At 68.1% G+C, this 26,312-nt stretch carries 21 protein-coding genes and 1 pseudogene; 13 read left to right on the forward strand and 9 right to left on the reverse strand.

Features of this window, described 5'->3' with window-relative positions; genetic code table 11:
- Positions 1 to 32: 32 nt before the first annotated feature.
- The 3 genes and pseudogenes from pcaD to A8G15_RS14970 all read left to right on the forward strand — a co-directional run.
- Positions 33 to 791 (forward strand): annotated as a pseudogene (gene pcaD / locus A8G15_RS14960) (3-oxoadipate enol-lactonase); the annotation flags it as partial.
- Positions 792 to 871: 80 nt separating this feature from the next.
- Positions 872 to 1,666 carry an IclR family transcriptional regulator gene (locus A8G15_RS14965; RefSeq protein WP_068161005.1) on the forward strand — a complete coding sequence of 265 codons (795 nt, stop codon included), beginning with the start codon at positions 872 to 874 and terminating at the stop codon, positions 1,664 to 1,666.
- 24 nt (positions 1,667 to 1,690) lie between these two features.
- The gene (locus A8G15_RS14970) at positions 1,691 to 2,902 is read left to right on the forward strand and encodes an acetyl-CoA C-acetyltransferase (RefSeq protein ID WP_068160825.1); all 1,212 of its coding nucleotides are present in this window, start codon (positions 1,691 to 1,693) and stop codon (positions 2,900 to 2,902) included.
- 62 nt (positions 2,903 to 2,964) lie between these two features.
- Here the strand turns inward: A8G15_RS14970 and A8G15_RS14975 are convergent, their stop codons facing one another.
- Positions 2,965 to 4,002 carry an NADP-dependent oxidoreductase gene (locus tag A8G15_RS14975; protein WP_068160827.1) on the reverse strand — a complete coding sequence of 346 codons (1,038 nt, stop codon included), beginning with the start codon at positions 4,000 to 4,002 and terminating at the stop codon, positions 2,965 to 2,967.
- 476 nt (positions 4,003 to 4,478) lie between these two features.
- Here A8G15_RS14975 and A8G15_RS14980 point away from each other — a divergent pair, with 476 nt between their 5' ends.
- The 4 genes from A8G15_RS14980 (at position 4,479) to A8G15_RS14995 (ending at position 10,489) form a co-directional block, all read left to right on the forward strand.
- Positions 4,479 to 5,864, forward strand: a complete 1,386-nt coding sequence (locus A8G15_RS14980; RefSeq protein WP_068160830.1) for a wax ester/triacylglycerol synthase domain-containing protein — start codon at positions 4,479 to 4,481, stop codon at positions 5,862 to 5,864.
- Between the two features lie 218 nt (positions 5,865 to 6,082).
- Complete coding sequence (locus A8G15_RS14985; protein WP_245687854.1) at positions 6,083 to 7,741, forward strand: sigma-54-dependent Fis family transcriptional regulator; 1,659 nt, start codon at positions 6,083 to 6,085, stop codon at positions 7,739 to 7,741.
- Positions 7,742 to 7,838: 97 nt separating this feature from the next.
- On the forward strand, positions 7,839 to 9,338 hold the full coding sequence (locus A8G15_RS14990) for an aldehyde dehydrogenase family protein (RefSeq protein ID WP_068160834.1): 1,500 nt from the start codon (positions 7,839 to 7,841) through the stop codon (positions 9,336 to 9,338).
- A 38-nt stretch (positions 9,339 to 9,376) separates the two neighbouring features.
- Complete coding sequence (locus A8G15_RS14995; protein WP_068160837.1) at positions 9,377 to 10,489, forward strand: NDMA-dependent alcohol dehydrogenase; 1,113 nt, start codon at positions 9,377 to 9,379, stop codon at positions 10,487 to 10,489.
- A 69-nt stretch (positions 10,490 to 10,558) separates the two neighbouring features.
- On the opposite strand, the gene A8G15_RS15000 is transcribed toward A8G15_RS14995, so the two are convergent.
- Positions 10,559 to 11,944: an NAD(P)/FAD-dependent oxidoreductase gene (locus A8G15_RS15000; RefSeq protein ID WP_068160841.1), complete on the reverse strand. Its 1,386-nt coding sequence runs from the start codon at positions 11,942 to 11,944 to the stop codon at positions 10,559 to 10,561.
- Positions 11,945 to 12,079: 135 nt separating this feature from the next.
- Between A8G15_RS15000 and A8G15_RS15005 the strand changes: the two genes are divergently transcribed.
- Positions 12,080 to 12,964, forward strand: coding sequence for a LysR family transcriptional regulator (locus A8G15_RS15005; RefSeq protein WP_068160844.1), 885 nt, complete (start codon positions 12,080 to 12,082; stop codon positions 12,962 to 12,964).
- Positions 12,965 to 12,969: 5 nt separating this feature from the next.
- Here the strand turns inward: A8G15_RS15005 and A8G15_RS15010 are convergent, their stop codons facing one another.
- Positions 12,970 to 14,238 carry an MFS transporter gene (locus tag A8G15_RS15010; RefSeq protein ID WP_068160847.1) on the reverse strand — a complete coding sequence of 423 codons (1,269 nt, stop codon included), beginning with the start codon at positions 14,236 to 14,238 and terminating at the stop codon, positions 12,970 to 12,972.
- Positions 14,239 to 14,423: 185 nt separating this feature from the next.
- Between A8G15_RS15010 and A8G15_RS15015 the strand changes: the two genes are divergently transcribed.
- The gene (locus A8G15_RS15015) at positions 14,424 to 15,263 is read left to right on the forward strand and encodes an alpha/beta hydrolase (protein WP_068160850.1); all 840 of its coding nucleotides are present in this window, start codon (positions 14,424 to 14,426) and stop codon (positions 15,261 to 15,263) included.
- 20 nt (positions 15,264 to 15,283) lie between these two features.
- Here the strand turns inward: A8G15_RS15015 and A8G15_RS15020 are convergent, their stop codons facing one another.
- Positions 15,284 to 15,925 carry a TetR/AcrR family transcriptional regulator gene (locus A8G15_RS15020; protein ID WP_068160854.1) on the reverse strand — a complete coding sequence of 214 codons (642 nt, stop codon included), beginning with the start codon at positions 15,923 to 15,925 and terminating at the stop codon, positions 15,284 to 15,286.
- 61 nt (positions 15,926 to 15,986) lie between these two features.
- Here A8G15_RS15020 and A8G15_RS15025 point away from each other — a divergent pair, with 61 nt between their 5' ends.
- A complete protein-coding gene (locus tag A8G15_RS15025) occupies positions 15,987 to 17,171 on the forward strand; it encodes an alpha/beta hydrolase (protein WP_068160857.1) in 1,185 nt (394 codons plus the stop codon).
- Positions 17,172 to 17,247: 76 nt separating this feature from the next.
- Here A8G15_RS15025 and A8G15_RS15030 read toward each other — a convergent pair whose 3' ends face one another.
- Both A8G15_RS15030 and A8G15_RS15035 read right to left on the reverse strand, forming a co-directional pair.
- A complete protein-coding gene (locus A8G15_RS15030; protein WP_068161006.1) occupies positions 17,248 to 18,225 on the reverse strand; it encodes an alpha/beta hydrolase in 978 nt (325 codons plus the stop codon).
- 86 nt (positions 18,226 to 18,311) lie between these two features.
- A complete protein-coding gene (locus tag A8G15_RS15035; protein ID WP_068160859.1) occupies positions 18,312 to 19,460 on the reverse strand; it encodes an alkaline phosphatase family protein in 1,149 nt (382 codons plus the stop codon).
- A 204-nt stretch (positions 19,461 to 19,664) separates the two neighbouring features.
- On the opposite strand from A8G15_RS15035, the gene A8G15_RS15040 reads away from it, so the two are divergent.
- Positions 19,665 to 21,044, forward strand: a complete 1,380-nt coding sequence (locus tag A8G15_RS15040) for an FAD-binding oxidoreductase (RefSeq protein ID WP_068160862.1) — start codon at positions 19,665 to 19,667, stop codon at positions 21,042 to 21,044.
- A gap of 1,185 nt (positions 21,045 to 22,229) precedes the next feature.
- Positions 22,230 to 22,910 (forward strand): hypothetical protein, encoded by a 681-nt coding sequence (locus tag A8G15_RS30670; protein ID WP_156665410.1) that lies wholly within the window; start codon positions 22,230 to 22,232, stop codon positions 22,908 to 22,910.
- Here the strand turns inward: A8G15_RS30670 and catC are convergent.
- From catC to catA, 3 genes are all read right to left on the reverse strand, one after another.
- Positions 22,903 to 23,184, reverse strand: a complete 282-nt coding sequence (gene catC, locus A8G15_RS15045; protein ID WP_068160865.1) for a muconolactone Delta-isomerase — start codon at positions 23,182 to 23,184, stop codon at positions 22,903 to 22,905. The genes A8G15_RS30670 and catC overlap by 8 nt on opposite strands.
- A 37-nt stretch (positions 23,185 to 23,221) precedes the next feature.
- Entirely contained in the window at positions 23,222 to 24,349 is a 1,128-nt protein-coding gene (locus tag A8G15_RS15050) for a muconate/chloromuconate family cycloisomerase (protein ID WP_068160868.1), read from the reverse strand.
- A gap of 102 nt (positions 24,350 to 24,451) precedes the next feature.
- Positions 24,452 to 25,303, reverse strand: coding sequence for a catechol 1,2-dioxygenase (gene catA / locus A8G15_RS15055; protein WP_068160872.1), 852 nt, complete (start codon positions 25,301 to 25,303; stop codon positions 24,452 to 24,454).
- Positions 25,304 to 25,510: 207 nt separating this feature from the next.
- Between catA and A8G15_RS15060 the strand changes: the two genes are divergently transcribed.
- Positions 25,511 to 26,305 carry an IclR family transcriptional regulator domain-containing protein gene (locus tag A8G15_RS15060; protein ID WP_068160876.1) on the forward strand — a complete coding sequence of 265 codons (795 nt, stop codon included), beginning with the start codon at positions 25,511 to 25,513 and terminating at the stop codon, positions 26,303 to 26,305.
- Positions 26,306 to 26,312 lie beyond the last annotated feature (7 nt).

Raw genomic sequence — 26,312 nt, forward strand, 5'->3', positions numbered from 1 at the left:
TACGCATTACGAACAACAGCTATGCTGGATGCATGACCGTCACGCTCAACCACGAACGGCACGGCGACCCGGCCGCCGCACCCGTGGTGCTCCTCGGCTCGCTCGGATCCGACCTCTCGATGTGGGCACCGCAGATCGAGGCACTGTCCGCCGTCGCGCACGTCGTCACCGTCGACCACCGCGGACACGGGAAATCGCCTGCGCCACAAGGCCCCTACACGCTCGATGAGCTGGGCACCGATATCGTTGCGCTGCTCGACGACCTCGGGCTCGGAGCCGTGCACTTCGTCGGACTGTCACTGGGCGGCGCCGTTGGGCAATGGCTCGCCGCGCACCACCCCGAGCGCGTCCGCACCCTCACCCTGCTGTGCACCTCCGCCGCGTTCGCCCCCGCCGGACCGTGGCACGACCGCGCCGCGACCGTGCGATCCGAGGGCGTGGCCTCCATCGCCGAATCCATCGTCGACCGCTGGTTCACACCCGCGTTGCGCGACCGCGACCCCGCGCTGGTCGCCCGGCACGTCGAGATGGTGAAGGCGACGACCGACGAAGGTTATGCCGCGTGCTGCGAAGCGCTCGCGACCTGGGACGGGCGGCCCGATCTCGCGCGGATCGCCGCACCGACGCTCGTCGTCGCCGGGGAGCAGGATCCCGCGACACCACCCGCCACCATGCGCGAACTCGCCGCCGCCATCACGGGCGCCGCCTTCCACGTCGTCGACCCGGGCGCGCACCTCGCGAACGTCGAGCAGTCCGACCGCATCACGGAACTGGTGGTCGCGCACATCGCGAACGGCCGCTGACCGGCGCGTGGAAGTATGGCGACCCGGCAGGCAGCAGACATCGAGGGGACGAGCGGATCGTGAACGACATCGAGACAACGACGGATACCCCCGGTGCCTCCCCCGACTTCGTGCAGTCACTCGCGCGGGGGCTGGCGGTGGTCAAGGTGTTCGACGCGGCGCACCCGCAACGCAGCCTCAGTGACGTCGCCAAGGCCACCGGCCTGACCCGCGCGACCGCCCGCCGGTTCTTGCTGACCCTCGTCGAACTCGGATACGTCCGTACGGACGGGTCGCGGTTCCGGCTGACGCCGCGCGTACTCGAACTCGGCTACAGCTACCTGTCGAGCCTGACGCTGCCCGACGTCGCACGGCCGCACCTCGAAGCGCTGGCTGCGTCGGTGCACGAATCGACGTCGGTGTCCGTACTCGACGGCGACGACATCGTGTACGTCGCGCGGGTGCCGGTCAGCCGGATCATGACCGTGTCCATCACCCTCGGCACCCGCTTCCCGGCGCACGCCACGTCCATGGGACGCGTGTTGCTCGCGGGCCTTCCCGCCGAGGACCTCGACGCGTACCTCTCCCGCGCCGACCTGGCCGGCCTGACCGGCCGGACCATCGTGACGGTCGCCGACCTGCGCGCCGAGCTCGACACCATCCGCCGCAACGGATTCTGCATCGTCGATCAGGAGCTCGAAGAAGGGCTCCGGTCGCTGGCGGCACCCGTCCGCGACGCGTCCGGGACGGTCGTCGCGGCGGTGAACATCTCCACCCACGCCGCCCGCTACACCCTCGACACCGTGCGCGCCGATCTCGTCCCCGCCGTGGTCGCGACCGCTTCCGCGATCTCCACCGACCTCGCGAACACCCAAACCCATTAGCGAAGAACCGAACCGAGGAACACCATGCCCGACGCAGTGATCTGCGAACCGCTCCGCACCCCCGTAGGCCGTTTCGGCGGCGCGCTGAGAGATGTCGCCCCGGAGGACCTGGCGGCCACCGTCATCCGTGAGATCATCACCCGCACCGGAATTTCCGGCACGGACATCGACGACGTGATCCTCGGCCAGGCCTCTCCCGGCGGTGAATCTCCCGCGATCGGGCGGGTGGCAGCGCTCAATTCCGGTCTGGGCGTGGATGTTCCCGGACTCCAGGTCGACCGACGGTGTGGGTCCGGCCTCCAGGCGATCATCCAGGCCGTCATGCAGGTACAGACCGGCGGCAGCGATCTCGTCCTCGCCGGCGGCACGGAATCCATGAGCCAGGCCGAGTTCTACGCCACCGGCATGCGCTGGGGTGTCAAAGGTGAGGCGGTCGCCCTCAACGATCGTCTCGCCCGGGCCCGGGTCACCGCCGGCGGCCGCGACTTCCCCGTCCCCGGCGGCATGATCGAAACCGCCGAGAACCTGCGCGCCGAGTTCTCCATCAGTCGTGACGACCAGGACGCACTCGCGGTGCAGTCGCACCAGCGTGCCGTCGCAGCCCAGCGCAACGGCGTGTTCGCGCAGGAGATCGTCCCGGTCGCGGTGCCGCAGCGCAAGGGCGACCCGGTGACGGTCGACAACGACGAACACCCGCGCGCGGACACCAGCATCGAATCGCTCGCGAAGCTACGCCCCATCCGGGGCCGGATCGACCCGGAGTCCACCGTCACCGCAGGCAACGCCAGCGGCCAGAACGACGGCGCCGCCCTCGCCATCGTCACGACCGCGGAGAAGGCCGCCCGGCTGGGCCTGCGCCCGCTGGCCCGCCTCGCGAGCTGGGCGGTCGCGGGCGTGCCGCCGCGCACCATGGGCATCGGCCCGGTGCCCGCGACCGAGCAGGCACTCGGCCGTCTCGGCCTGACTCTCGCCGACCTCGACGTCATCGAGCTCAACGAGGCGTTCGCCGCCCAGGCACTCGCCGTCACCCGCACCTGGGGACTCGACCCCGGCGACCCTCGCCTGAACCCCAACGGCTCGGGCATCTCGCTGGGGCATCCGGTCGGGGCGACCGGCGCCCGCATCCTCGCAACCCTGCTGCGCGAACTCGACCGGCGCGAAGGCCGCTACGGTCTCGAAACCATGTGCATCGGCGGCGGTCAGGGTCTCGCCGCGGTATTCGAGCGCATCGCCTGAACCCGGTGATGGGAACCATCATTCGGCCTGACCGAATGATGGTTCCCCTCACCCGGGGGCGGTCAGGACTCCGGAGCGACCTTCACGACCAGCTTGCCGAAGTTCTTGCCCTCGAGCAGCCCGATGAACGCCTCGGGCGCGGCGTCGAGACCGTCGACGACGTCCTCCCGGTACTTCAGGGCGCCGGACCGGACCCATTCGGAGGCCTCGCGCAGGAAGTCGTCGTGCATCTCCGGCACGAACTCGGACTGGATGAACCCGCGGATGGTCAGGCTCTTCACCAGCACCGCCGAGAAGAACGCGGGCAGCCGGTCCGGACCTTCGGTTGCGAGCGTGTTGTACTGCGCCACCAGACCGCACACCGGCATCCGGGCATACAGGTTCAGCAGCGGCACCACCGCCGCCTGAACCGGTCCGCCCACGTTCTCGAAGTAGACGTCGATACCGTCCGGCGCCGCCTCACGGAGGCGTTGCTCGAAATCGGGGGCACGATGATCGACGGCGGCGTCGAACCCGAGATCGTCGAGCAGGTGCCGGCACTTGTCCGGGCCGCCCGCGATCCCGACCGCCCGGGCACCCTTGATCTTCGCGATCTGCCCGACGGCGGACCCGACGGGACCGCTCGCCGCCGCGACCACGACGGTTTCGCCCGGTTTCGGCTGCCCGATCTTCAGCAGACCCGCATACGCGGTGAAACCGGGCATGCCGAGGACACCGAGCGCCGTCGACAGCGGCGCCGCCTCCGGATCGAGCTTGCGCACGGCCCGGCCGTCGACGACGGCGTGCGTCTGCCAGCCCGTTCCGGCCAGCACGTAGTCTCCCTCGGCGAAGTCGGCGTGCCGCGAACCGACGACCTGCGCGACCGTCGCTCCGACCATCACCGCGTCGAGCTCGACCGGGGGCGCATAGGACTTCGCGTCGCTCATCCGTCCCCGCATGTACGGGTCGAGCGACAGATACACCACCCGCACCAGCAGCTGCCCGTCCGCCGGTTCGGGAACGGCGACGGTCTCGGTGCGGAAGTTCTCGGCGGTGGGCGCCCCGGTCGGCCGGGACGCGAGGACGATCCGGGTGCTCTGGACATTCGTGGAATCGCTCATGTCCCCCAGTGTGCCCGTCCACCCGCGCCTGCGTGCCCCGCACGCCCGGACCAGGGGTGACCATCGTCCGGACGGGGACATTCCCTCATCGTCACTCGTCGTCGCCCACGGGAGCCGAGCGCGAACGTCGCGACGACCCGCACCCTTTTCCACTTGCGTTGCTCCGCAGGAATTTCCACGCGTGAGGAGCACCCGTCGGTTCCAACGGGTCGGCAAGCAGTGATCCTTCACCGAGGCCGACCGCAGCGGCCCTGGGGCGGCGGACAGGGGCGGTCCGGTCATTTCGGTACAGTGCACTGTCATGATCACCGGTGAACGTCGCTCGCACGGCATTCATCGTCTCGTTCCCGCACCGCACCGGCGCCGAAGGCGTACCCCGGCAGGCACACCGGTCGGGTGCGTGTTCCCCGCCCGATCGAACCACGCCCCGACCCGAACGCGAGCGATCGGGTTCTGCACGTACACGAAGGAGTTCTGTGGGACTGACATCGCAGGTCCAGCCGGCCGACGCCGCCTACGTCCTCGAAGCGGACCGCGGTCACCATCTCGATCCGCTCTTCTTCTGGGCCTTCGATTCCGGGGCCGGGGCACCTCCCGGCGCCGAGGAGATCACCGAACACTTCCGTAGGCGTGCACCGTTCTACGCCCAGCTCAATCGTCTCTTCCACGACGTACCCGGGCACCTGGACCACGCGTACTGGGTGGCCGACGACCGTCCGGTCGAGCAGCGCATCGTCCACGACGAGCGGTCGGGACTCGACTGGGGGGAACTGCACGATGCGCTCGGACAGCTCGCCGCAACCTCGTTCGACGCCCGGGCGACGGCGTGGCGGCTCGATGTGTTCCACGGCGTCCGCGACGTGCCCGGCGCCTCGACGCCCGCAACGGTCGTGGTCCTCCGCGGGAACCACTCGTTGATCACGGGGCCGATCGCGAATCACCTGTGGGAAGGTTTCTTCGGGGACGACACCGAGCCCGTGCACTTCCCGGGGCTGGGGCCGGCCGTCCCGCACGTCAACCGCGTGCTCGCGGTGGCCCGGGGCATCGCGCGCGCCCCCCGTGCGACGGTGCGTTACGTCCGGGCGATGCGCGCCGCGCTGCGCGACGCCGAACGCGCCCGGACGTCCGGGGCTTCCGGCTCCGTTTCCCGGCCGAACCTCTCCCCCACCCGGCTCAACCGGGATCCCGGCCCGCAGCGAACACTGCTGGTCCTGCGGCTGGGGCGTCCCGGTCCGCTCCCGAAGGGTTTCACGGTCACCGCACTCGCACTGACGACGATATCGGTTGCACTGCAACGCTATCTCATCGAGACGGAGGGGCAGTGCCCGCCGGACCTGACCGCGTTCGTCACGCTCGCAGTCGGCACGGCACCGGAGACCCTCGGCATCAATCGCATCGGTTGGACGGACGTCGCGTTGCATCCCGGCGACGAGTCGATCCACGGACGGGCCGCCTCGGTGCAGGCGGCACTGGGTCAGCGCCGCGAAACCGCCACCGCCGAAACCCTGCGGCGACTGACCGACGCCAGCGCGATTCCCTCGTTCCTGCTGCCCGTGGAACTGGCCGCGAACCAGCGGCGTCTGCAGGCCCGCACCGCCCCGCGCATGCACACGGTGCTGACCAGCATCCGGGTCGCCGACACCACTCCGTGGGCCCTGGCCGGCCGGCCGCTGCTCTTCGGAACCGTGAGCCCACCGTTGACGTCGGAGGCCACCCTCACCCATGGTCTGCTCGGTCACGGCGACGACCTGACCCTGACGGTGCTGACCTCCCCGGAGGTCATGCCCGACGCCCGTCGTTACGCCGCGCTCCTCGGGACGGCATTCGAGGAGGTCAGGGAAGCGCTCCGGCGCGAGAACTGAACCCGCGGTACGGCCGGCCCGTCTGCTGCGGCGCCGTGCCGGCTCCGGCCGTGTGTTCGGATTCTGAACAGTTGGCGGCACCCGGGACCGGCGAATATAACCTGGATCACACTCGTGTGGGTACGTTGGGAGGCCGGCGCCCGGAGAGGAACGATGACGAACCGTCCGCTTCGCAACCGCCGGACACCTCGACGACAGGACGCACCGATCGACCGGGCATGACGGGAAGGGGAACGGCGATGCACGCCTTACGACCGGAGATCGAACTGTCCTGGAAGCGCTCTCAGCTCAGCGGCATCGATCCGGCACGGGTCCCCGAACCGACCCTGCTGGACCCGTCGGACTCGGCGGGTCGGCTGTTGCGGGCCGCCCGGCCGGTGCTCGACGAACTACGAGTACAGCTGGCGGGCACAGACTGTGGGATCCTCCTGGTCGACCGCGACTGCTGCGTCGTCTCACGGGTGTTCGACTCGGACGCGATGCGGTCCGCGATGGAGGATGTCGGGGTGCTGCCCGGCGTCGCGCTGTCCGAGGAGACGTACGGCACGAACGCGCTCGGGACCCCGCTCGAGGTACGTCAGGGCCTCGTCGTCCACGGCGACGAGCACTTCCTCGAATCGTTCCGGCAGTTCAGTTGCTACGGCCACCCGATCGTGCATCCGGTCACGCGCCGGATCGAAGGCATCCTCGACATCACCGCGACCGAGAAGACCGCCAACCCCCTGTTCGTGCCTTTCCTCGCGCGTGCCGTCCGCGACATCGAGGCGCGTCTGCTCGAGGGAGCGCGCGAATCGGATCGACGCGTCGTGGACGCGTTCCAGATCGCGGCCCGTCAACGCGGTGTGGCCGTGGCCGCCATGGGGCAGGACGTCATGCTCACCAACAAGGCCGCCGTCGAACTGCTCGAACCGGGTGATCACGTGGCGTTGCGCGCACTCGTGGACGACGTGCCGCCCGGCGGGTCGCGGACGCTCGACTTCGCGCTCTCCGGAGGCGGATGCACCGCGCTCCGCATCGACCGAGTGTCCGGCACCGAGAGCGGCGCGCTGTTCCTGCTCGATGTCGACGAGGCCCGCCCGCCCGTGCGCCGGCGGGCCACACCGCAGGATGCGACCTCCCGGCTGCGCGCCCGCTTGGCCGAACTACGTTCCGGCACCGGCGCAATCGCAATCGTCGGCGAGGTCGGTAGCGGACGCAGCTGGGCCGCGCACGAGTTTGCGACGGGACCTGTCGTGGCCGTGGACGCCGCGCACGTGATAGCCGACGGCGAACGCAACTGGTCCGCAAGGTTGCTCAGGCACATCGAGACCGGACCCGCGCACGTCCTGATCGAACACGTCCATCTCGCACCGAACTCGGTCGTCGCGCTGCTGGCGTCGCTCGCCGCACGCGCCGGCGGACCGAGACTCGTGTTCACCGCCGATCCCGTCGACACCGTCCGGCCCGCCGTGCGAGACCTGCTCGCCCGCTGCGGCGCACAGGTGACGGTGCCCGCTCTGCGACAGCGGATCCGTGAACTGCCGGCGCTCGTCGCCGCGCTCACCGCCGAGCTCGGACGGCCGGAGATCCGTGTGGGGCCCAGTGCGTCGGCGGCGCTGTCGGAACACACGTGGCCGGGCAATCTCGTCGAACTGCGTGCGGTCCTCGCGGGTCTGCCCGACAAGGGAGGCGCCGCGATCCGGGTCGAGGACCTGCCCGAGGCGTATCGGGCACCCGCTCGGGTGGCCCGGCTCGGCGGCCGCGAACGCGCCGAGCGGGAAGCGATCATCGAGGCGTTGCAGGAAAGCTGCGGCAACAAGGTTCATGCGGCTGCCCACCTCGGTATCAGCCGTACGACGCTGTACAGCCGGATCCGGGCGCTCGACATCACCGTGTGACCAACTGCTGTCCAAAGCTTGAACAGTTCCGCCGCTCTCCCACGAAGCACGATGAGTGTGTTCCACATCATATGCATCGTCCCCAGGAGGTTGTGGCATGACTGTCGTTGCCGAGCAGTCGGTTTCACCGAGAGTGCGTGAGTTCCTCGCCGGTACCAAACTGTTGTACATCGACGGCGAGTTCGTCGATGCAGCATCCGGCCGCACGTTCGTCACGTACGACCCCGCCACCGGTGAGCGTCTCACCGAGGTCGCGCACGGTGAGGCCGCCGACATCGACCGCGCCGTCCGGGCCGCGCGCCGTGCATTCGACGAGGGGCCGTGGGCCTCGATGAAGCCGAACGAGCGTGAGCGTCTGATCTGGCGGGTCGGCGACCTGCTCACCGAGCGCGCCGCCGAGTTCGGTCAGCTCGAGGCGCTCGACAACGGCAAGTCGGCCGCTGTCGCCTCGGCGGTCGACACGGCGTGGGCAGCCGATGTCTTCCGGTACTACGCGGGCTGGGCCACCAAGATCGAGGGCAGCACAGTCAACGTCTCGATGCCGTTCGCGCCGGGCGGTCAGTTCCACGCCTACACGCTGCGGGAGCCGGTCGGGGTCTGCGGGCTGATCGTGCCGTGGAACTTCCCGCTGCTCATGGCATCCTGGAAGCTCGCGCCCGCGCTGGCGGCCGGCAACACGGTGATCCTCAAGCCCGCCGAGCAGACACCGCTCACCGCACTGATGCTCGCCGAGATCTTCGAGGAAGCCGGCTTCCCGCCCGGCGTGGTCAACGTCGTACCCGGTTTCGGTGACGCAGGCGCGGCCCTGTCGGCGCACGACGACGTCGACAAGATCGCCTTCACGGGCTCCACCGAGGTCGGAAAGAAGATCGTCGACGCAGCCAAGGGCAACCTCAAGAAGGTCACCCTCGAGCTCGGCGGCAAGAGTCCCAACATCGTGTTCGCCGACGCCGATTTCGATGCGGCCGTCCAAGGTTCGCTCAACGCGTGGCTCTTCAACCATGGACAGTGCTGTGTCGCCGGCACACGCCTGTACGTCGAGAACAGCATCTTCGAACGCTTCACCGAGGCGGTCGCCGAGGCCGCGAGCAAGGTCAGGATCGGTCCCGGACTCGACCCGACGACCGAACTCGGTCCGCTCGTGTCGCAGGAGCAGCTCGACCGGGTCACCGGTTATCTGCGCGACGGACTCGCGGACGGCGCGCGTGCACTGACCGGCGGTTCACGGTGGGGCGAGACCGGATACTTCGTCGAACCGACCGTGCTGGTCGACGTGAAGCCGGAGTTCAGCGTCGTGCGAGAGGAGATCTTCGGGCCGGTCGTCGCTGCGATGCCGTTCGATGCCGACGACGGCATCGTCACTTCCGCCAACGACTCGATCTACGGGCTCGCTGCCGGCATCTGGACCCGGGACATCTCGAAGGCGCACCGCACCGCGCGCCTCCTGAAGGCCGGATCGGTGTGGATCAACCAGTACAACGGCTTCGATACGGCCATGCCGTTCGGTGGCTACAAGCAGTCCGGGTGGGGCCGTGAACTCGGCGCCTCGGCCATCGACCTCTACACCCAGACCAAGGCCGTCAACGTCGCACTCTGACGTCTCCACCCGCACCCCGCAACTCATCAGGAGAACTCATGAAGACCAAGGCTGCTGTTCTGCTCGAGGCCGGAAAGCCGTTCGAGATCATGGAACTCGACCTGGACGGCCCCGGCCCCGGCGAGGTACTCATCAAGTACACCGCGGCGGGACTGTGCCACTCCGACCTGCACCTGACCGACGGTGACCTCCCGCCGCGCTATCCCATCGTCGGCGGGCACGAGGGCTCGGGCATCATCGAGGAGGTCGGGCCCGGAGTCACGAAGGTCAAACCCGGCGATCACGTCGTCTGCAGCTTCATCCCCAACTGCGGGACCTGTCGTTACTGCGCCACCGGCCGGCAGAACCTGTGCGACATGGGCGCAACGATCCTGGAGGGATCGATGCCCGATGGTACGTTCCGATTCCGTTCCGGTGGAAAAGAATTCGGCGCCATGTGCATGCTGGGAACCTTCTCCGAGCGGGCGACGATCTCGCAGCACTCGGTCGTCAAGGTGGACGACTGGCTGCCTCTGGAGACCGCGGTTCTCGTCGGCTGCGGTGTTCCCTCGGGATGGGGGACGGCGGTCTACGCCGGCGGCGTCCGGGCCGGCGACATCGTCGTCGTCTACGGCATCGGCGGCCTCGGAATCAACGCAGTGCAGGGTGCGGTGCAGGCCGGGGCACGGTACGTCGTCGTGGTCGATCCGCTCTCCTTCAAGCGGGAGACGGCGTTGAAGTTCGGGGCCACGCACGCTTTCGCGACGGCGGAGGAGGCCGCAGCGAAGGTGAACGAGTTGAGCTGGGGCCAGGGCGCGGATCAGGCGCTGGTCCTGGTCGGCACGGTCGACGAAGAGGTGGTCGCGGCCGCGACCGCCGTGATCGGCAAGGGCGGCACGGTCGTCATCACCGGCCTGGCCGATCCGAGCAAACTGACCGTGCACGTCTCGGGTGCGGATCTGACGCTCAACGAGAAGACGATCAAGGGGACTCTGTTCGGCTCGGCCAACCCGCAGTACGACATCGTCCGCTTGCTGCGCATGTACGACCAGGGCGAGCTGAAGCTCGACGAACTCGTCACGACCCGCTACTCGCTGGAGGAGGTCAACCAGGGGTACGAAGACCTGCGCAACGGCAAGAACATCCGCGGAGTCATCGTGCACGAGCAGTGACCGACTCGCTCGCGGACGACGAACTGCGCCCCGGACGGATTCGTCCGGGGCGCAGTTCGTCGGTATCGGTCAGGCGATGGCCGGAGCGGGCTCGCGTTCGCCGTCCGGCGTCTCTTCGGTCTCCGCGGCGGCCGGTTCGTCCCCGGTTGCGACCGGGTCGCTCTCGGCGCCGGCCGGCTCGTCCGTCTGCGCGTAGTAGAAGTGCGGACGCCGGTGGCCGAGGAACGACCCGCACCACGACATCACCGCGATGTAGCGGTTGCGGAAGCCCACCAGGTACACCAGATGGACGGCGAGCCACAGCACCCACGCGATGAAACCGGTGAGTTCGATCTTGCCGACCCGCGTGATGGCGCGGAACCGGTTGATGATCGCCATGCTGCCCTTGTCCTTGTACTTGAACGGGGTGCCGGCAGGAACCTTGCCGAGGATCATCTTCGCGACGTGACGGCCGCCCTGCATGGCGAACGGCGACTGCGCGGGCAGATTATCCAGCGTGACCATGTCGCCGATCGCGTAGATGTTGTCGGCGCGCCCGACGGTGAAGTCGTTGTCGACCAGAAGCCGGCCACCGCGGACCGTCTCGCAGCCGGTGCGCTCGGCGAGGACGTCGGCGAAATCGTTGGCCTGGATGCCGGCCGACCAGATGATCGTCTCGGCGGTGAGCCGGCGCGTCTCCTCGGTCGAGGGCGTCGACAGCGTCGCACCGTGTTCGTCGATGTCGGTGACCATCGTGTTCAGCACGACGTCGACGCCGGCCTTCTCGAGCGATTCCTTCGAGTAGTCGCTGAGCTTGCCGCCGAACGGCGGAAGCACCTTGTCCGCGCCCTCGACGAGGGTGACGGTGACATCGGCGGCGTTGATGTTGCCGATGGACTCCGCGAAGTACCGCTGCGCGAGTTCCTTGATCTGACCCGCCAGCTCCACACCGGTCGGGCCTGCGCCGACCACGATGAAGCTGAGCAGGTTCTTGCGGAGTTCGGGGTCGGTGGTGATGTGCGCTTCCTCGAAGCACCGGATGATCTGACGGCGCAGCTTCTCGGCGTCGTCGACCGTCTTGAGGGCGAACGTCAGATCGGCGAACTCGTCCCGGCCGAAGTACGCCTGGCGGGCGCCGGTCGCGGCGACGAGGTGCTTGTAGCCGAGGGTGTGACGCTTGCCTGCCGCCTCGTAGACGACGGTGTTCGCGTCGGGGTCGACGTCGACGACGCGTCCGAGCCGGACGTCGGCATTGGGGTACTTGGCGAGGATCGCACGTACCGAGGGGGCGATCTCACCGGGCGAGATGACCCCGGTGGCGACCTGATAGAGCAGCGGCTGGAACAGGTGCTCGGTGGTCTCGGAGATCAGAACGAACGGGGTACCCGCCTTGGCGAGCTTCTTCGCGGTCGCGAGGGCCCCGAAACCCGAACCCACGATGACGACGTCCGTCCGATCGAACTCTGCATCGCCCATAACTGACCAAACCTCCACACTGAAGCCGACTGAAGTCGATGTATGAGATCCACCGTATGGATCACCCCCGTTGCGGTCCACTAACCTGGGATATTCGAAATACTGTTATCTGGTTTGCTCATAAATAGGAGGGCGATGGACTTCCGGCAACTGCGGTACTTCGTGGCCGTCGGCGAGGAGTCGAGCTTCTCCCGGGCCGCACAGCGATGCTTCATCTCGCAGTCGGCGATCAGCCATCAGATCGCGAAGCTCGAGAACGAACTCGGCACCAGCCTGTTCGAACGGTCCACCCGCGTCGTGCGGCTCACCGACGCCGGCCGGCGCCTCATGCCGATCGCCGCCGAGGTCCTGGGTCTCGAGGCCCGCGCCCTCGAGGTCGGCAAACCGCCCCGCGACCGGATCCGGATCAGCGCCAACATGAGCTTCGCCGCGCAGAGCCTCGACGCGATCTCCCGGGTCCGCGAGCAGCATCCCAACCTCGACATCGAATTCGTCATCAAGGACTTCGCGGACCGCATGAACGCGGTCGCGTCCGGGGACGCCGATCTCGCCCTGATCCGCGGCGGCGTCGACCGGCCGGAACTCGAGACGATCGAACTCGGCGTCGAAGACCTCGTCATCGTCACCTCGAGCCAGCACCCGCTGTCCGCGTTCTCCACGGTCGACCTCGGCGAACTCGCGCACTATCCGCTGCTGCTGCCGCCCCGGCACAGTCAGATCCTCATCCACCGGATCGTCGAGGACGCCTTCCTCGAGGTCGGGCGCCGCGTCCGGCTCGGCCCGGCCATCGCGAGCGACCACACCGCGACCCTCGAAGTCCTCACCAACCCGCGGGCATGGACGGTGTTGTACGCCGGCACCGTCCAGGCGGCACCTCCCACCGGCCTGCGGATCATGCGCGAATCCCGGCAGCGGCTGCGGGTACCGGTGTGCGCCGTCGTCCGGGCGGGCACCGTCCGCACCCCCGAGTTCGACCACCTCGTGCAGGCGCTGGCCCGGTCGATCGTGCCGTCGGACTAGGCCGGCTACGCGACCCGTTCGACGACATCGAGCGGGTGGGCGATCTCGTCGGCGGGCATGCGGCCCACGGACAGGGCGACCAGCGCGAGTACCAGCGGCACCGTGCCCGCGACCGCGAAGATCACCGGGACCGGGACCACCGTCGCGAGCGGGCCCGCGAGTGCCACGGACACCGGCATCAGCGCGAGGGAGACGAAGAAGTCGAGGCTCGAGACGCGACCGAGCAGTTCCCCCGGCACCCGGCGCTGCAACAGCGTGCCCCAGATGACCATCCCGGCACCGTCGGTGAATCCGACGACGAACAGGGCGGTCGCCATCACCCAGAACGACGACGTGTAGCCGAGCACCGCGAACGGCACCGATCCCAGGCCCCAGCACAGCACCATCACCGTCAGGTACCTGCGCGGCATCCGGCCGGCCGTCACCGCGAGCGATCCCAGCGCCCCGCCGACTCCGAACGCGGTCAGGAGCAGACCGAAGGCACGCTCCCCGTCGGCGAAGTTGTCACGGACCAGGAACGGCAGCAGCACTTCGATCGGCCCCATGACCACGAGCACCATCAGGCACGCGAACAACAGCGTCCACAGCAGCCACGGTGTCCGCACGGCGAACGCGACGCCTTCCCGCAGGTCGGCGAGCACGTTGGTCCGCTCCTCCGGTGCGGACGGGACGGCAATGGCCCGCGAGCGCGCCCGCAGCAGCAGCACCATCGCCGCGGCATGGGCGACCGCCACGACGACTGCACCCGCGGCAGGCACGAAGGCACCGACCACCATCCCCGCGACGGCAGGACCGAACGCCTGCTGCAGCGTCGGCCGCAACGCCCCTTCCAGTCCGTTCGCGGCGAGCAACTCGTCCGCGGGCAGCACGCTGGGCAGATACGCGCTGTAGGCCGGGAAGAAGAACGCGACACCGGCGCCGAGCACCACGGACACGACCGCCATGTGCCACAGCGACAGCGTGCCGGTCGTTCCGAGCGCAGCGACCGCAACCACCGCGACCAGGCTCGCCGCCTCGACCGTCACGAGAATCGCGCGTTTCGAGAGCCGGTCCGCCGCGACACCGCCGACGAGAGCGAACGCGATCAGGCCTCCGCTGAAACAGGCCGCGATCGCCGACAATGCGGTCGGTGAATCCGCAAGGGCCAGAACCTGGAACACCATCACCACGGTCCACATGCCACTCGCGAACAACGACAACGCGACGGCGGCGATCAACAGCCGGTAGTCGCGGCGACGCAGCGGCGCGAATGCCCGCCGGCGGCGCGCGTCCACGGAAGTCGATTCGAGGGAGGTCACGCGTACCAGGCTCTCATCGGGACGGGTCCGCGAGCCACGCATTTTTCCGGCTCACCGTCCGGCACGAGGCCGGCCCGGTCCGCGGGTACCGGGCACGCGCCGCGTCGTCTCGTGCAAGGATGCGGTCGTCACGCACGTCGAACCCACGACAGGGAGACGCCATGCAGCACTCCGAGTCCTCGTTCACCGGCGGATCCGGAACCCGGATCGTCTACGACGTCTGGTCGCCCGAGCGCGACCCCCGCGGTGTCCTGGTGCTGTGCCACGGCCTCGGCGAACACGCCCGGCGGTACGACCACGTCGCCGCGCGGCTCACCGAGATCGGGCTCGTCGTCTACGCCCCGGATCATCGCGGTCACGGCCGGTCCGGCGGCAAGCGCCTGCACCTGCGGGACATGACCGAGTTCACCGAGGACATCGCCCGGCTGTTCGCGATCGCCGACGAGGCGCATCCCGGTCTGCCGCGATTCCTGCTCGGGCACTCGATGGGCGGGGCGATCGCGCTGAGTTACGCGCTCGACCACCCGGGGGAACTGACAGCGCTCGCACTGTCCGGTCCCGCGGTCGTCGTCACCGCGGGCACACCCGGAGTGGTCGTCGAGGCCGGCAAGCTGATCGGCCGGTTCCTGCCGGACCTGCCCGTGCAGAAACTCGACAGCAACCACGTCTCCCGCGACCCGGCGGTCGTCGCCGCGTACAACGCGGATCCGCTCGTGCATCACGGACTGGTGCCCGCCGGGATCGCGCGGGTTCTCGTTCTCGGCGAGCAGTCCTACGCGAAGCGCCTGCCGTCACTGACGGTGCCGGTGCTCGTGCAACACGGCGCCGACGACAGGCTCACCGACCCGTCGGGCAGCCGGCTGGTCGCGGACCGGGCCGGCTCCGACGACATCACCCTCAAGATGTACGACGGCCTGTATCACGAGATCTTCAACGAATACGAGAAGGACAAGGTCCTCGACGACCTCACCGGCTGGCTGAAACCCCGCTTGGCGGAGTAACCACCCAGGCGCCGGGGGTCTCACCGCCGCGGAGAACGCAGCATCGCACAGGCGAGATCCATTATCTCCGCTTCGAATTCGTTCAGGTCGGGTGCATCGCCGACGTCGTGGGCGCGCTCCCACGTGGCGAACGACCCGATGACGAATCGGACCGTCAGGCCCACCCGCCGTCGCGCGTCGCCGACAGGAAGGTCGAGCCGGTCGGCGATTCGGTCCAACAGCGACGACAACGTGCCCAGCGACTCGTCGGAGGGATAGTAGTCGGCCCGGACGGCCCCCGGCTCGGGCACCGTGAGGAACTCGAGCGGCGCGGTGGTGAGCCACTGTTCGTTGAAGCGCGCCCAGTAGCTGGGCTCGTCCCGCGCAAGCTTCGTCGCGATCGGATGCACGTACGCGTACACGAGTTGTTCGAGATCCGGGGGGCCGTCGAGCCCTGCCGCGTCCAGCAGCGCCGCCCGCTCGGTGTTGATTCGCGGTGCGTGCCGGCTCCAGATCTCGTCGAGGAGTCCGTGCCACGAACCGAAGTGGTAGGTGATGGCCGAGTTGTTCCGCTGACCGGCAGCTTTGATGACCTCGCGCGCGGAGGTCCCGTGGATGCCCCGCCGGGCGATCAGTTCCTCGGCGGAATCCAGGAGAGCGAGACGGCCCGTTGACACTGCCATGGACGCACTGTACTAAGAAATCTGTCTGCGTGATTAATGCACGTTTCTTATCGGAGGTGTCATGGGCAACCGCTACTCCCGGCCGGTCCTCGCGGCGTTCGCACTCACGACGATCCTGGGGGTCGCATCCTGTGCGGACAGCGAACCGGCAGCATCGGCCGGACCCTCCGCCGGTGCCCTGATCACGCACCGTCCGTCGACGGCGGCGGCGGTGCTCCCCAGCGCCTCCCGCACCGAACTGGTCACCTACGTTTCCGAGGGCGCCGACGGACAGCCCATTCTCGTGTCCGGCACCGTCGCGATCCCCCGCGGCGAAGCACCGGAGGGCGGATGGCCGGTCGTCAGCTGGGCGCACGGCACGACCGGCGTCGGCGACGCGTGCGCCCCGTCGGCCGATACGGTCGACGGTCCGGCACACAGCTACGTCGCTCGAACCACCGCACTGCTCGACCGATGGGTCAGCGAGGGGTACGCCGTGGCCCAGACCGACTACGAGGGACTCGGCACCCCCGGCGGGCATCCCTACATGAACGGGGAGAGCGCCCGGAACACGGTCGTCGACATCGTCCGCGCGGCAAGGGAACTCGATCCTTCCATCGGGACACGCTGGATTGCGATGGGGCACAGCCAAGGTGGGCATGCCGCCCTGTTCACCGCCGACGGCGGACAGGAACGCGCACCCGAACTCGAACTCCAGGCCGCGGTGTCCTTCGCGCCCGGTAGCCGTACGAGCGACACGGCAGCATACTTCGCATCCGGTGACCCGAACATGGGGCAGGCCCTGAGCTTCCTGCCGGTCCTCCTGCTCGGCGCGGAAGCCGCGGATCCGAGCATCTCGGCCGAAGCGATGCTCACGGAGTCGGCGCTTCCGCTGATCCGAGCCGCGCGCAGCGGATGCATGGACGACGTGCGGGCGGCGGCCGCGACCGTTCCCGTCGATCAGGTGTTCACACCCGAGGCGGACATGGGCCGCATCGGCGAGTACTTCGCCACCCAGGAACTCGAACCGCTCACTTCTGCCGTGCCGACACTGGTCGTGCAGGGCACCGCCGATGTGCTGGTGTCCCGGCCGATCACCGACCGGATCGTCGACGCGTTGTGCGGCAACGGCGCCGAACTGACCTACCGCGTCTACGACGGCGCCGACCATCGAGGTGTCCTCGAGACGTCGTTCGACGACGTGCAGGCCTTCGTCGACGACGTGCGGGCAGGTGGCACACCCGACACCACCTGCGCCGGGGACTGACTCTCCGAGCACTTCCGGTACGGACGCGTACCGCGGCACCGTCCGACGGTACGCGTCGCCGGACGGTGCCCGCGCTCTACGCGGTGCGCCTGTTGTCCTCGGTGGCGACGGCCCGCCGGGCGAAGTCGATGCCGAGATCGAGCAGGGCACGCGCTTCCGGCAGTGTCTGGCCGATGACCGGGAAGGCGTGGACCTGCCCGGCCCAGATGTGGGTCTCGACCGGACGCCCGGCCGCTTCGATCGCTTCGGTGACGATCTCGACGTCGGGCCGGGTGATCTCGTATTCGGCGACGGAGAAGAACACCGGCGGGAAGATGCCGGGATCGGCGTCGACCGGTGATTGGGCGCCCTCGATGTGATCGGGGCCGTCGAGCCACTTGTCGCGCAGCTTCTCGAGCTGGCTCATCGGCAGGTAGGCGTCGCGCTTCATGTAGTCGGGGTCGTGGGCCTCGAGGTTCAGGTTGAGCAACGGTGAAAATCCGATGACGGCGGCGGGCCGGGTCATGCCGCGCAGCGCGGCGATCTCCGCGACCTTCATCGCGAGATAGCCGCCGGCGGAATCACCGGCCACGATGACGCGGGTCGGGTCCTCGGCGACCGCGAGGATCGCGGTGTACGCGGCCATCGCGTCCATCACGGACGTGCCGATCGAACCTTCCGGTAGCTGCCGGTAGGCAACGGAGTACACGGGAACACCGGACTTCGCGGCGAGCAGCGAACACACCGTGCGGTGCGTCGCCAGTCCACAGAACACGAACGCACCGCCGTGGAAGTACAGGACGGTCGCGCCGGCGAGGGCGTCGGTGGCCGGGCGCGGCGGTGCGATCCGTTCGCCGGGCACCCCGCCCAGGGTCACGGCGTCGATGTCCACACCGCGCGGCCGGGGCAGCAGCTTGTCGATCCGGCGGTCCAGCCTGCTCAACACGGAGATCCCGCGATCGGTGGCCGGCCACCAGCTCATGATCGGCTTGATGAAGATCCGGGCGAACCAGAAGATGAACCAGGCCTTGACGCTGGCCGACCAGTGCCAGACCGTCGCTCCGTGGGTGCGCATGTACGCCACGATAGGTCCGGCTCGGGGGTCGCGGCGAGGTTCGGTCGCTCACAGGATCACGGCCGATGTCGGCCGGGTCATGCCGTTCAGCGCCGGGCCGGGTCCTGCACCAGCAGCGGAATCAGCAGTTCGTCGTCGGTGAGCGCACCGTGCTGTCCGGGCATCCGGGACATGATCATCTCCCCGTCGGTGCGGATCACGGAGGATGCGCCGCGTCCGACCGCGACGATGTCGCCGATCCGGCTCGCCGCGTCCGGGGACGGTTCCGGACCGAACAGGCCCGCGGCGAGCACCTCGTCGCGGGTGCCGATCCACATGTCGTCACCGAGTTCGTTGCGCCATCGTTCGAGCACCGCGTCGACCCGTTCGGTGTGGACGTGGCGGCAGCGCGGCTCCCCGGTGATGACGGTGACGTCCTCGGACAGGCCGTCACACTGATCGAAGTCGATGCGCCTGCCCCGGCTGGTGTCGACCATGCCGTGATCGGCGGTGACGACCAGCCGCGTTCCGTCCGGCAGTGCGTCCGCGAGTTGTTCGACGAACCGATCGACGACGGTGAGCTGTGCGAGCCACGCCGCGGACCCGGGACCGTAGAGGTGACCGAGGGTGTCGACCTCGCCGAGGTACCCGTAGACGAGGGTGCGGTCCGCGGAACCGGCCGCGGTGACGATGCGGGCGAGAAGGTCACCGTAGGCGGAAACACCGGCGAACGTGCCGCCGCGGAGCACTGCGCGGGTCAGCCCGCTGCCTTCGAAGATCCGGGGGACGACGGTGGTGACGGCGATCCCCTCGCGTACGGCGCGTTCGAAGACGGTGGGATGCGCTTGGACGAGTTCGGGAACGAGCTGGGTGCGCTGGTCGACGGCGGTGCCGGCCAGCGTCCAGCGCAGCCAGTTGAAGGGACTGTCGAGCTCACGCAGATAGGACTGGTAACCGGTGACACCGTGCCGCCCCGACGGCAGACCCGTGCCCAGCGATGCGAGACTCACCGCGGTGGTCGTGGGAAATCCCGCACGGATCGCGTGCCCTGCCATCCCGGTGAGGAAAGGCGCGGCACCGCTGTAGTTCTGCACCAGGTTCCATCCCATGCCGTCGACGAGCAACACGACGGTGCGGGCACAGTCGGTCAGGTCGAGCCGGTTGCGTTCCGCAGTCACGCCGGCCGACGCCAGCACCGACGGCAACAGGTCGGCGAGAGTCGGCTGTTCGTAGACGTCGCGTAGCGGCACACCCATACCCTGAGTATGCCGCCTCCCCGGGCTCCCCCCGTCGGTTCCGCCTCCGGAAACCGCCTTCCCCGGTCAGGACCGCGCGACCCGCTGCCGGAGCAGCTGTGATGGGGCGCAGATCACCGTGCTCTACTCTGGATCGGTACCGGCCCGCCGATCACCCCCGGCGCCAGGCATCCACCCATCCGACCCACAGGTAGGAGCAGACACATGACGGCGAACACCGTCCATCCACCGTCCGAATTCACCTGCGCCACTGCAGATCTGCCTGGCGAGATCGTCATCACCGATCCCGATATCGTCGCCGGGTACTGTCGTGACGAGTCACGTCTGACGGAAGCCGGCACAGCCGTCGCCGTGCTCGCACCCCGCACCACCGAGGAAGTCTCGGCGTGCCTGCGCGCTTGTCACGCCGCGTCGATTCCCGTGTCGACACGCGGCGCCGGCAGTGGTCTGAGCGGTGGTTCCAACGCCACCGACGGCGGCGTGGTGCTGTCACTGCATCGGATGAACACGATCCTCGACATCGACCCCGTCGAGCGGCTCGCGGTCGCACAACCCGGCGTGATCACCGGCGATCTGCGCGCGGCCGTGGCCGAGCAGGGCCTGCTGTACCCGCCGGATCCGGGTTCGGTGGCGATGTGCTCGATCGGCGGGAACGTCGCGACCAACGCGGGCGGCATGTGTTGCGTCAAGTACGGCGTGACGGCCGACTTCGTCGAAGCCCTCGAGGTGGTGCTCGCCGACGGGCGCGTGATGCGCACCGGCACGAGCACGGTGAAAGGTGTTGCTGGATACGACATTACGGGTTTGTTCGTCGGTTCGGAGGGCACTCTCGGTGTCGTCACCGAAGTGACGGTCCGGCTGGTTCCCGCCCCGGCGCCCGCGTTGACGCTCGCCGCGTCGTTCGCCGACCTCACGTCGGCGGGTACCGCGGTGGCTGCGATCGCAGCGGCCGGACTGCCGTGTTCGGCGGTGGAGATCCTCGACCACACGACCCTGCGGGCCGTCGACGAGGTCGCGAAGATGGGCCTCGGTGATGCTGCGGCGATGCTGCTGGTCCAGGCCGACTCCGAGGATGCCGACGCGATCCTCGCGAAGGTCGAGGCATTGTGCGCTGCCGCCGGTGCGGAGGTGGGCCGCGCCGACGACGTCGAAGAGTCGACGATGCTCATGGAAGCGCGGCGCCTCGCACTGCCCGCGCTCGAGCGGCTCGGCGATTGGCTGCTCGACGACGTGTGCGTGCCGCGCGCGAAGGTGGTGGATCTGATCTCGACCATCGAGGGGATCGCCGTAGAGGTGGGCCTGACCATCGGCGTGTTCGGGCATGCCGGCGACGGCAACCTGCACCCGACGATCATCTTCGACCGATCCGACGCCGGCTCCCTGGCTGCGGCGCACACTGCTTTCGACAAGATCACTTCTGCCGCATTGGAACTCGGCGGCACCATCACGGGTGAACACGGCGTGGGCCGGCTCAAGGCGGGATGGCTGGCGCGGGAGTTGGACCCGGTGAACGCCGACATGCAGCGCGCACTGCGGAAGCTGTTCGATCCGCAGGAGATCCTGAATCGGGGCGTCGCGCTCTGATACTCGGAGGACGATCGCCTGCTGCGCTCTTCTCGGATTTGCGGTAGGCGGGTTCCACCTCCAGCGCCGGCGATGATGCGGACCCGCCCAGCGCGACATCCTCGTTCGTGCGGCGGCCCGTTTCGACACGAATGCGTGTTCGAGTTGACGACCGCTCTCGCGCGTGGAACCATGCCTGCACCGGCCTGAATACAGGTCGACCCCGGAAGGTGCTACCAACACCGACCGGGGTCTGGGCACACGACAGATTGGACCTGTCATGCACCGTACGGTGGAGTCTATCCACACGCCCCCAGGGGGCGCTGCACACGGTTCGGCTTTCGATGCCGGCCTCCTTCTCAGCCCACCGGGACCCTTACCGACGTCCTGACCTCACGAGCCCCTCGACCCACCGGTCGAGGGGCTCGAGGTGTTTCGCTTCGACGTGGGCGCGGGCCGTTCCGGTAACCGCGGCACGTCGGACATTCGTCGCTCATCTCCTTCAGGTCCGACGTCAGCGCATCGACGCTGCGAACCGGGGTGCCATTCCCCGTGTTCGAAACCGACTGGGCGCCAGTATCCTTCGTCTCCACAGCTGGCGGTGGAGCACCCGATCGTGCGGGTCGACACGAACGACCGGGTCCAGCACAAGCCACACGTCACCTCCGACATGGGGCCAGAAGTGCTGGCCGAGACGGTCTATCGGGGCATGGCGACCGGGCAGCGTTGGGGAAGGGGCCGAGACAAGCTCAGGGACCCGTAGGGTCTCCGATCGGTTGGGCGCAGCCGCCCGCAGGGCGTCCTTCTCCTCTCGGTCGGCGGGATCGGACCCTCGGGTAGCGCAGTGACGAAATCGCCGGGCAGCTGCGCGGCCGTGCCGGCCAGCCGGGAATAGACCCCGCATCGGCCCTCGATGACGAAGACGTCGGGATAGATCTCGCACGCCGCGACACCGGTCGCCCTTACCCGATGAGTGGCTGTGACCTCGAAGACCATTCCTACGATTCCTCCGCGCTCACACCGGAGGTCACGGAGTCGACTTGTTCCCGTAGTCGCTCGAATACCGCCTGAGTGAACCAACGGTTGTGGTACTGCTCGTACGGCCCCTTACCCTTCGCCACCAACCGGTCCGCCAGATTGCGGAGCAATTGCGGGTCGTCGATCAGTGTCGTGAACTGTTCTTCGGAGTCGAAATTCGAGGGCGGAGTGATCGACTACGCGCGTCTCCCTGCACGCGGAGCGGCCTGGACCGACATCGACCCTCAGGAAATACAACGCTTCCGGCAACTCGCGATTGCATCGAACGCCGATCCTGCTACCGCCAGCCTCGATGACCAAGGGATCTGTCAGGCATTACAAGTCACCATCGTCGACGTCGACGGGTCCGTACACCCCCCATTGGGTGCCGTGCTTCTCTTCGGCACCCGTTCCGCGATCGAACGACACGTGCCCAACCATGAGACAGCATTCCAGATCCTGAACTCGGATATATCGATCGCAGCAAACAAGTTCGGCCGGTCACCGCACTTCGCCGCTTCCGAGGAGTTGCTCTCTTCCTTCAGAGCATGGAATACCGAAGAAGAAGTAGAGTTCGGAATGATCCGTGTGGCACCACCGAAAGTTCCGGAATCAGCTGCACGAGAAGCCCTCACAAACGCCCTGCTCCACCGCGACTACACCGCCGCCGGCGCTGTTCGCATAGTGATCACCGAGGATGCGTTCACCGTGACCAGCCCCGGAGGATTTCCCCCGGGTGTTCGACTGGGATTCCCGAGATGGGGTCGCGGGTCGGGTCTCCCACGACCACAACACGAATGGACATCCGATTCCCTTATGGATGGGAGCGGATCTCCATTTCGGCGCGAGCCGCGGGCAGTGACTACTTGATATCGGAACCGTGCTTCGTCAGCGGCATGATCTCGATGTTCATGTAGGGGAACAGCGGGAGGTTCCACAGGATCTCGTGGAGTTCGTCGGCGGAGTCGACGTCGAAGATCGAGATGTTGCTGTACCGGCCGACGATGCGCCAGATCTCCGGCCACTTGCCGCTGCGCTGCAGCTCCTGGCTGTACGCCTTCTCCTTCGCGATGGTGTCGGCGCGGACCTCGGGGTCGAGGTCGCGGGGGATGTCGACGTCCATGCGAACGTGGAACAGCGCCATGGTCGGTTCTCTCCTGATCTGTGGCTTCGTCGGTGGGTCAGTCGCGGGTGAGACGCTTGACGACGTCCATGTCGAGTTCGACGCCGAGGCCCGGACCCTGCGGCAGGTGCACCCGGCCGTCGGAATACTCGAGCGGTCTCTGCAGCAGCTCCACCGCGAACAACTGGGGCCCGAACAGTTCGGAACCGTAGTCGATCCCCGGTTCCGCGCACGCGAAGTGGACGGACGCGGCGGTACCGATCGGACCTTCGATCGAGGTGGCACCGTGGCAGCGCAGCCCGGCTGCCTTCACGACCGCCACGACCTGCTTGCTGCGTTGCAGCCCACCGCATTTGGTGGTCTTGAGTGCGATGACGTCGGCGGCACCGCGGGTGGCCACCTCGTATGCGTCGTGGGGTGTCTGCACGGATTCGTCGGCCATCACCGGCGCCGCAACCCTCCGATTGATCTCGGCGAGAACATCGAGTTGATCTGCCGGGGTGGGCTGTTCGATGAGCTCGACGCCGCCGTCGACCAGTTGCGGTACGTGACGCAGTGCGGTGAAACGGTCCCAGCGGGCGTTGACGTCGATGCTGAAACCGACCTTGCCGTCGAACGCTTCGACGACCTTGACGACGCGTTCGGTGTCCACCACCGGATCGAGCGCGCCCATCTTGAGCTTGAACGCGAAGTTCAGGCGCTGCTCCATCTTGTGCGTGACCTCCTCGACGATCTCCTCGAGGGGAGCGGCACCGAGCGCCCAGCGCACGTCGACGCCGGTGCGGAACGCGCCGCCGAGCAGCGTGTGCACCGGGACGCCGAGACTGCGCGCCCAGGCGTCGTGGAGTGCGACGTCGACGGCGGCCTTCGCGAACCGGGCGTTGGCGACGATCCGTTCGAGATCGACCATGATGCCCGTGATGTCGTCGACGCCACGCCCGGTGATGTACGGCGCGATGTAGCGGTCGACGATCGCTTTCATCGTCTCGACGGATTCGCCTCCCCACCAGGGACCCCCGGGCACGACACCTTCGCCGTAACCGGTGACCCCGCCGGCGGTGGTGACCGCCACGAGCAGGATCGGCTGCGCGTCGGCGGTCGTGGTGGCGAACTTGTGGGGTCGGATCAGCGGGACGTCGAGAATTGTGGTCTCGACGGAGACGATCTTCAGGTCCTTGTCGGACATCGAGGAACTCGCATTCGGGTCGGTTGCCGGCGGTGCTCTCGCGCCCGTGCGCGGTTCCGGTAGCGGGCGCTACCGAAACCACGCACGAGCAAGGGATGCCGGTCAGGCCTCGGGGTCGAGCACGAAGTCGTAGGTCACCTCGGCGACACCATCGGCGTTCGGCTGCGGGGAGAGGATGAGTTCCGGCTTGGTCGCGGATGCGACGTCGCTGTCGACCCAGTCGCCGCCCTCGAAGTAGAGCTGGGTGGTGATCGCGCGATGCCCGGTAGCCTTGACCATCAGGTGCAGATGCGCCGGACGCCAGGGGTGGCCGCCGTAGGAGTCGATGAACCAACCGGTCGGTCCGTCCGCCGGGATCTTGTACGGCGCGGGCTGGAGTGTGGTGATCTCGAAGAAGCCGTCGTCGTCGCAGACGATGGTGCCACGCAGGTTCCATTCGGGGATGCCGGGCGCGAACTGCGAGTAGAAGCCCTCCTCGTCGGCGTGCCACAGTTCGACGGTCGCCCCGCCGAGCCCCTTGCCGTCCAGATCGGTGACCTGACCCTTGAAGATCAGAGACGGTGCCGCAGCATCCTTCTCGCGCATCGGCATCGTGCACTTCGACGGCAGCTGCGGAGCGCCCTCGACGTAGTAGGGACCTTCGATGCTGCCCTTGGTGCCCGAGTACTGCTTGCGCTCGTAGTGCACGGCCTCGATCTCGTGCTCGAGGTACACATCCAGCCACAGCGGCCACTCGCCGTATTCACCGACGTCGATGAGCCACTGCTTGAGGACCCGGTACTCGTCGTAGGTCACCTGATGCTTGTGGACGACCTCGGCGAGCGACGACAGCACGTCCTTGATGATCGCGCCGGCTCGATCGACCGAGGTGTCGGACGTGACCCGTTCGTGCTTGAACTTGTCGGTGGCGGCGTTGCCCGAACCGAAGGCGGTGGGGTTCTCCGTGGTGGTCATGGACGCTCCTCGTGAGGGTCGACGATCTGACGCGGCAGTCGCGAAAGTTGTGGGGGCACATGCGGGGGGCTGGCCTGTGGCCCGAGGCGATGTACGCTGTGCGTACAAGCGGCGCGCAATGCGTACGTTGGATACTGTGCGCGCTGTCACACCGCTTGTCAACCACGGGTCCGCCGGATCCGGAAAAGCAGCAGGTGGGAGAAAGTGATGCCTAGTGAAGACCAGGTAGATGCCCGAGGTACGGAACGCGACTTCATCCAGAGCATAGAGCGCGGATTCGCCGTCCTCGACGCATTCGGCGCAACCGGCCCGGCTCCCACCACCGCCGAACTCGCCAGTGCCACAGCACTGTCCCGTCCCGCCGTCCGCCGAATCCTGCTGACGCTGCGAAAACTGGGTTACGTCACCGACACCGGAGCCCGTTGGTCCCTGACCCCTCGTGTGCTCAGCATCGGCCGGTGGTACTCCGCCGCGAACACGCTGGTCGACGCCGCGATGCCGCACCTGGTCGAACTCTCGGATCGCACAACCGAATCCGCCTCGCTCGGAGTACTCGACGGTACCGAGGTCGTCTACGCAGCGCGTGTGCCCGTCCGCCGCATCATGAGCATCAACGTCGCAGTCGGCACCCGGGTCCCCGCGTACGCGACCTCGATGGGACGGGCTCTGCTCGCGTGGGCGCGACCGGAAATCGTCGATCGGGTCGTCGCGGACACCGTGTTCGAGCAGCTCGCGTCGTCCACCCTCACGACCGGGGAGGACCTGCGCGCCGAGCTCGCGCGGGTGCGCGCCCGCGGTTTCGCCCTGACGGCGGCCGAACTCGAGGACGAGCTGATCTCCCTGGCCGCCCCGGTGCGCGACCCGGCCGGTACGGTCGTCGGGGTCGTCGCATGTTCGACGTCGGTGGGCAGGCACACCCCGGATTCGTTCCGCGACGCTGCCGCCGCATCCGTCGTGGACGCGGCCGACGCACTGAGCCGGGACCTCGGTTTTCGATCCTGACCTGCAG

The sequence above is a fragment of the Rhodococcus phenolicus genome, assembly GCF_001646785.1.
GTDB classification, from domain to species: Bacteria; Actinomycetota; Actinomycetes; order Mycobacteriales; family Mycobacteriaceae; genus Rhodococcus; species Rhodococcus phenolicus.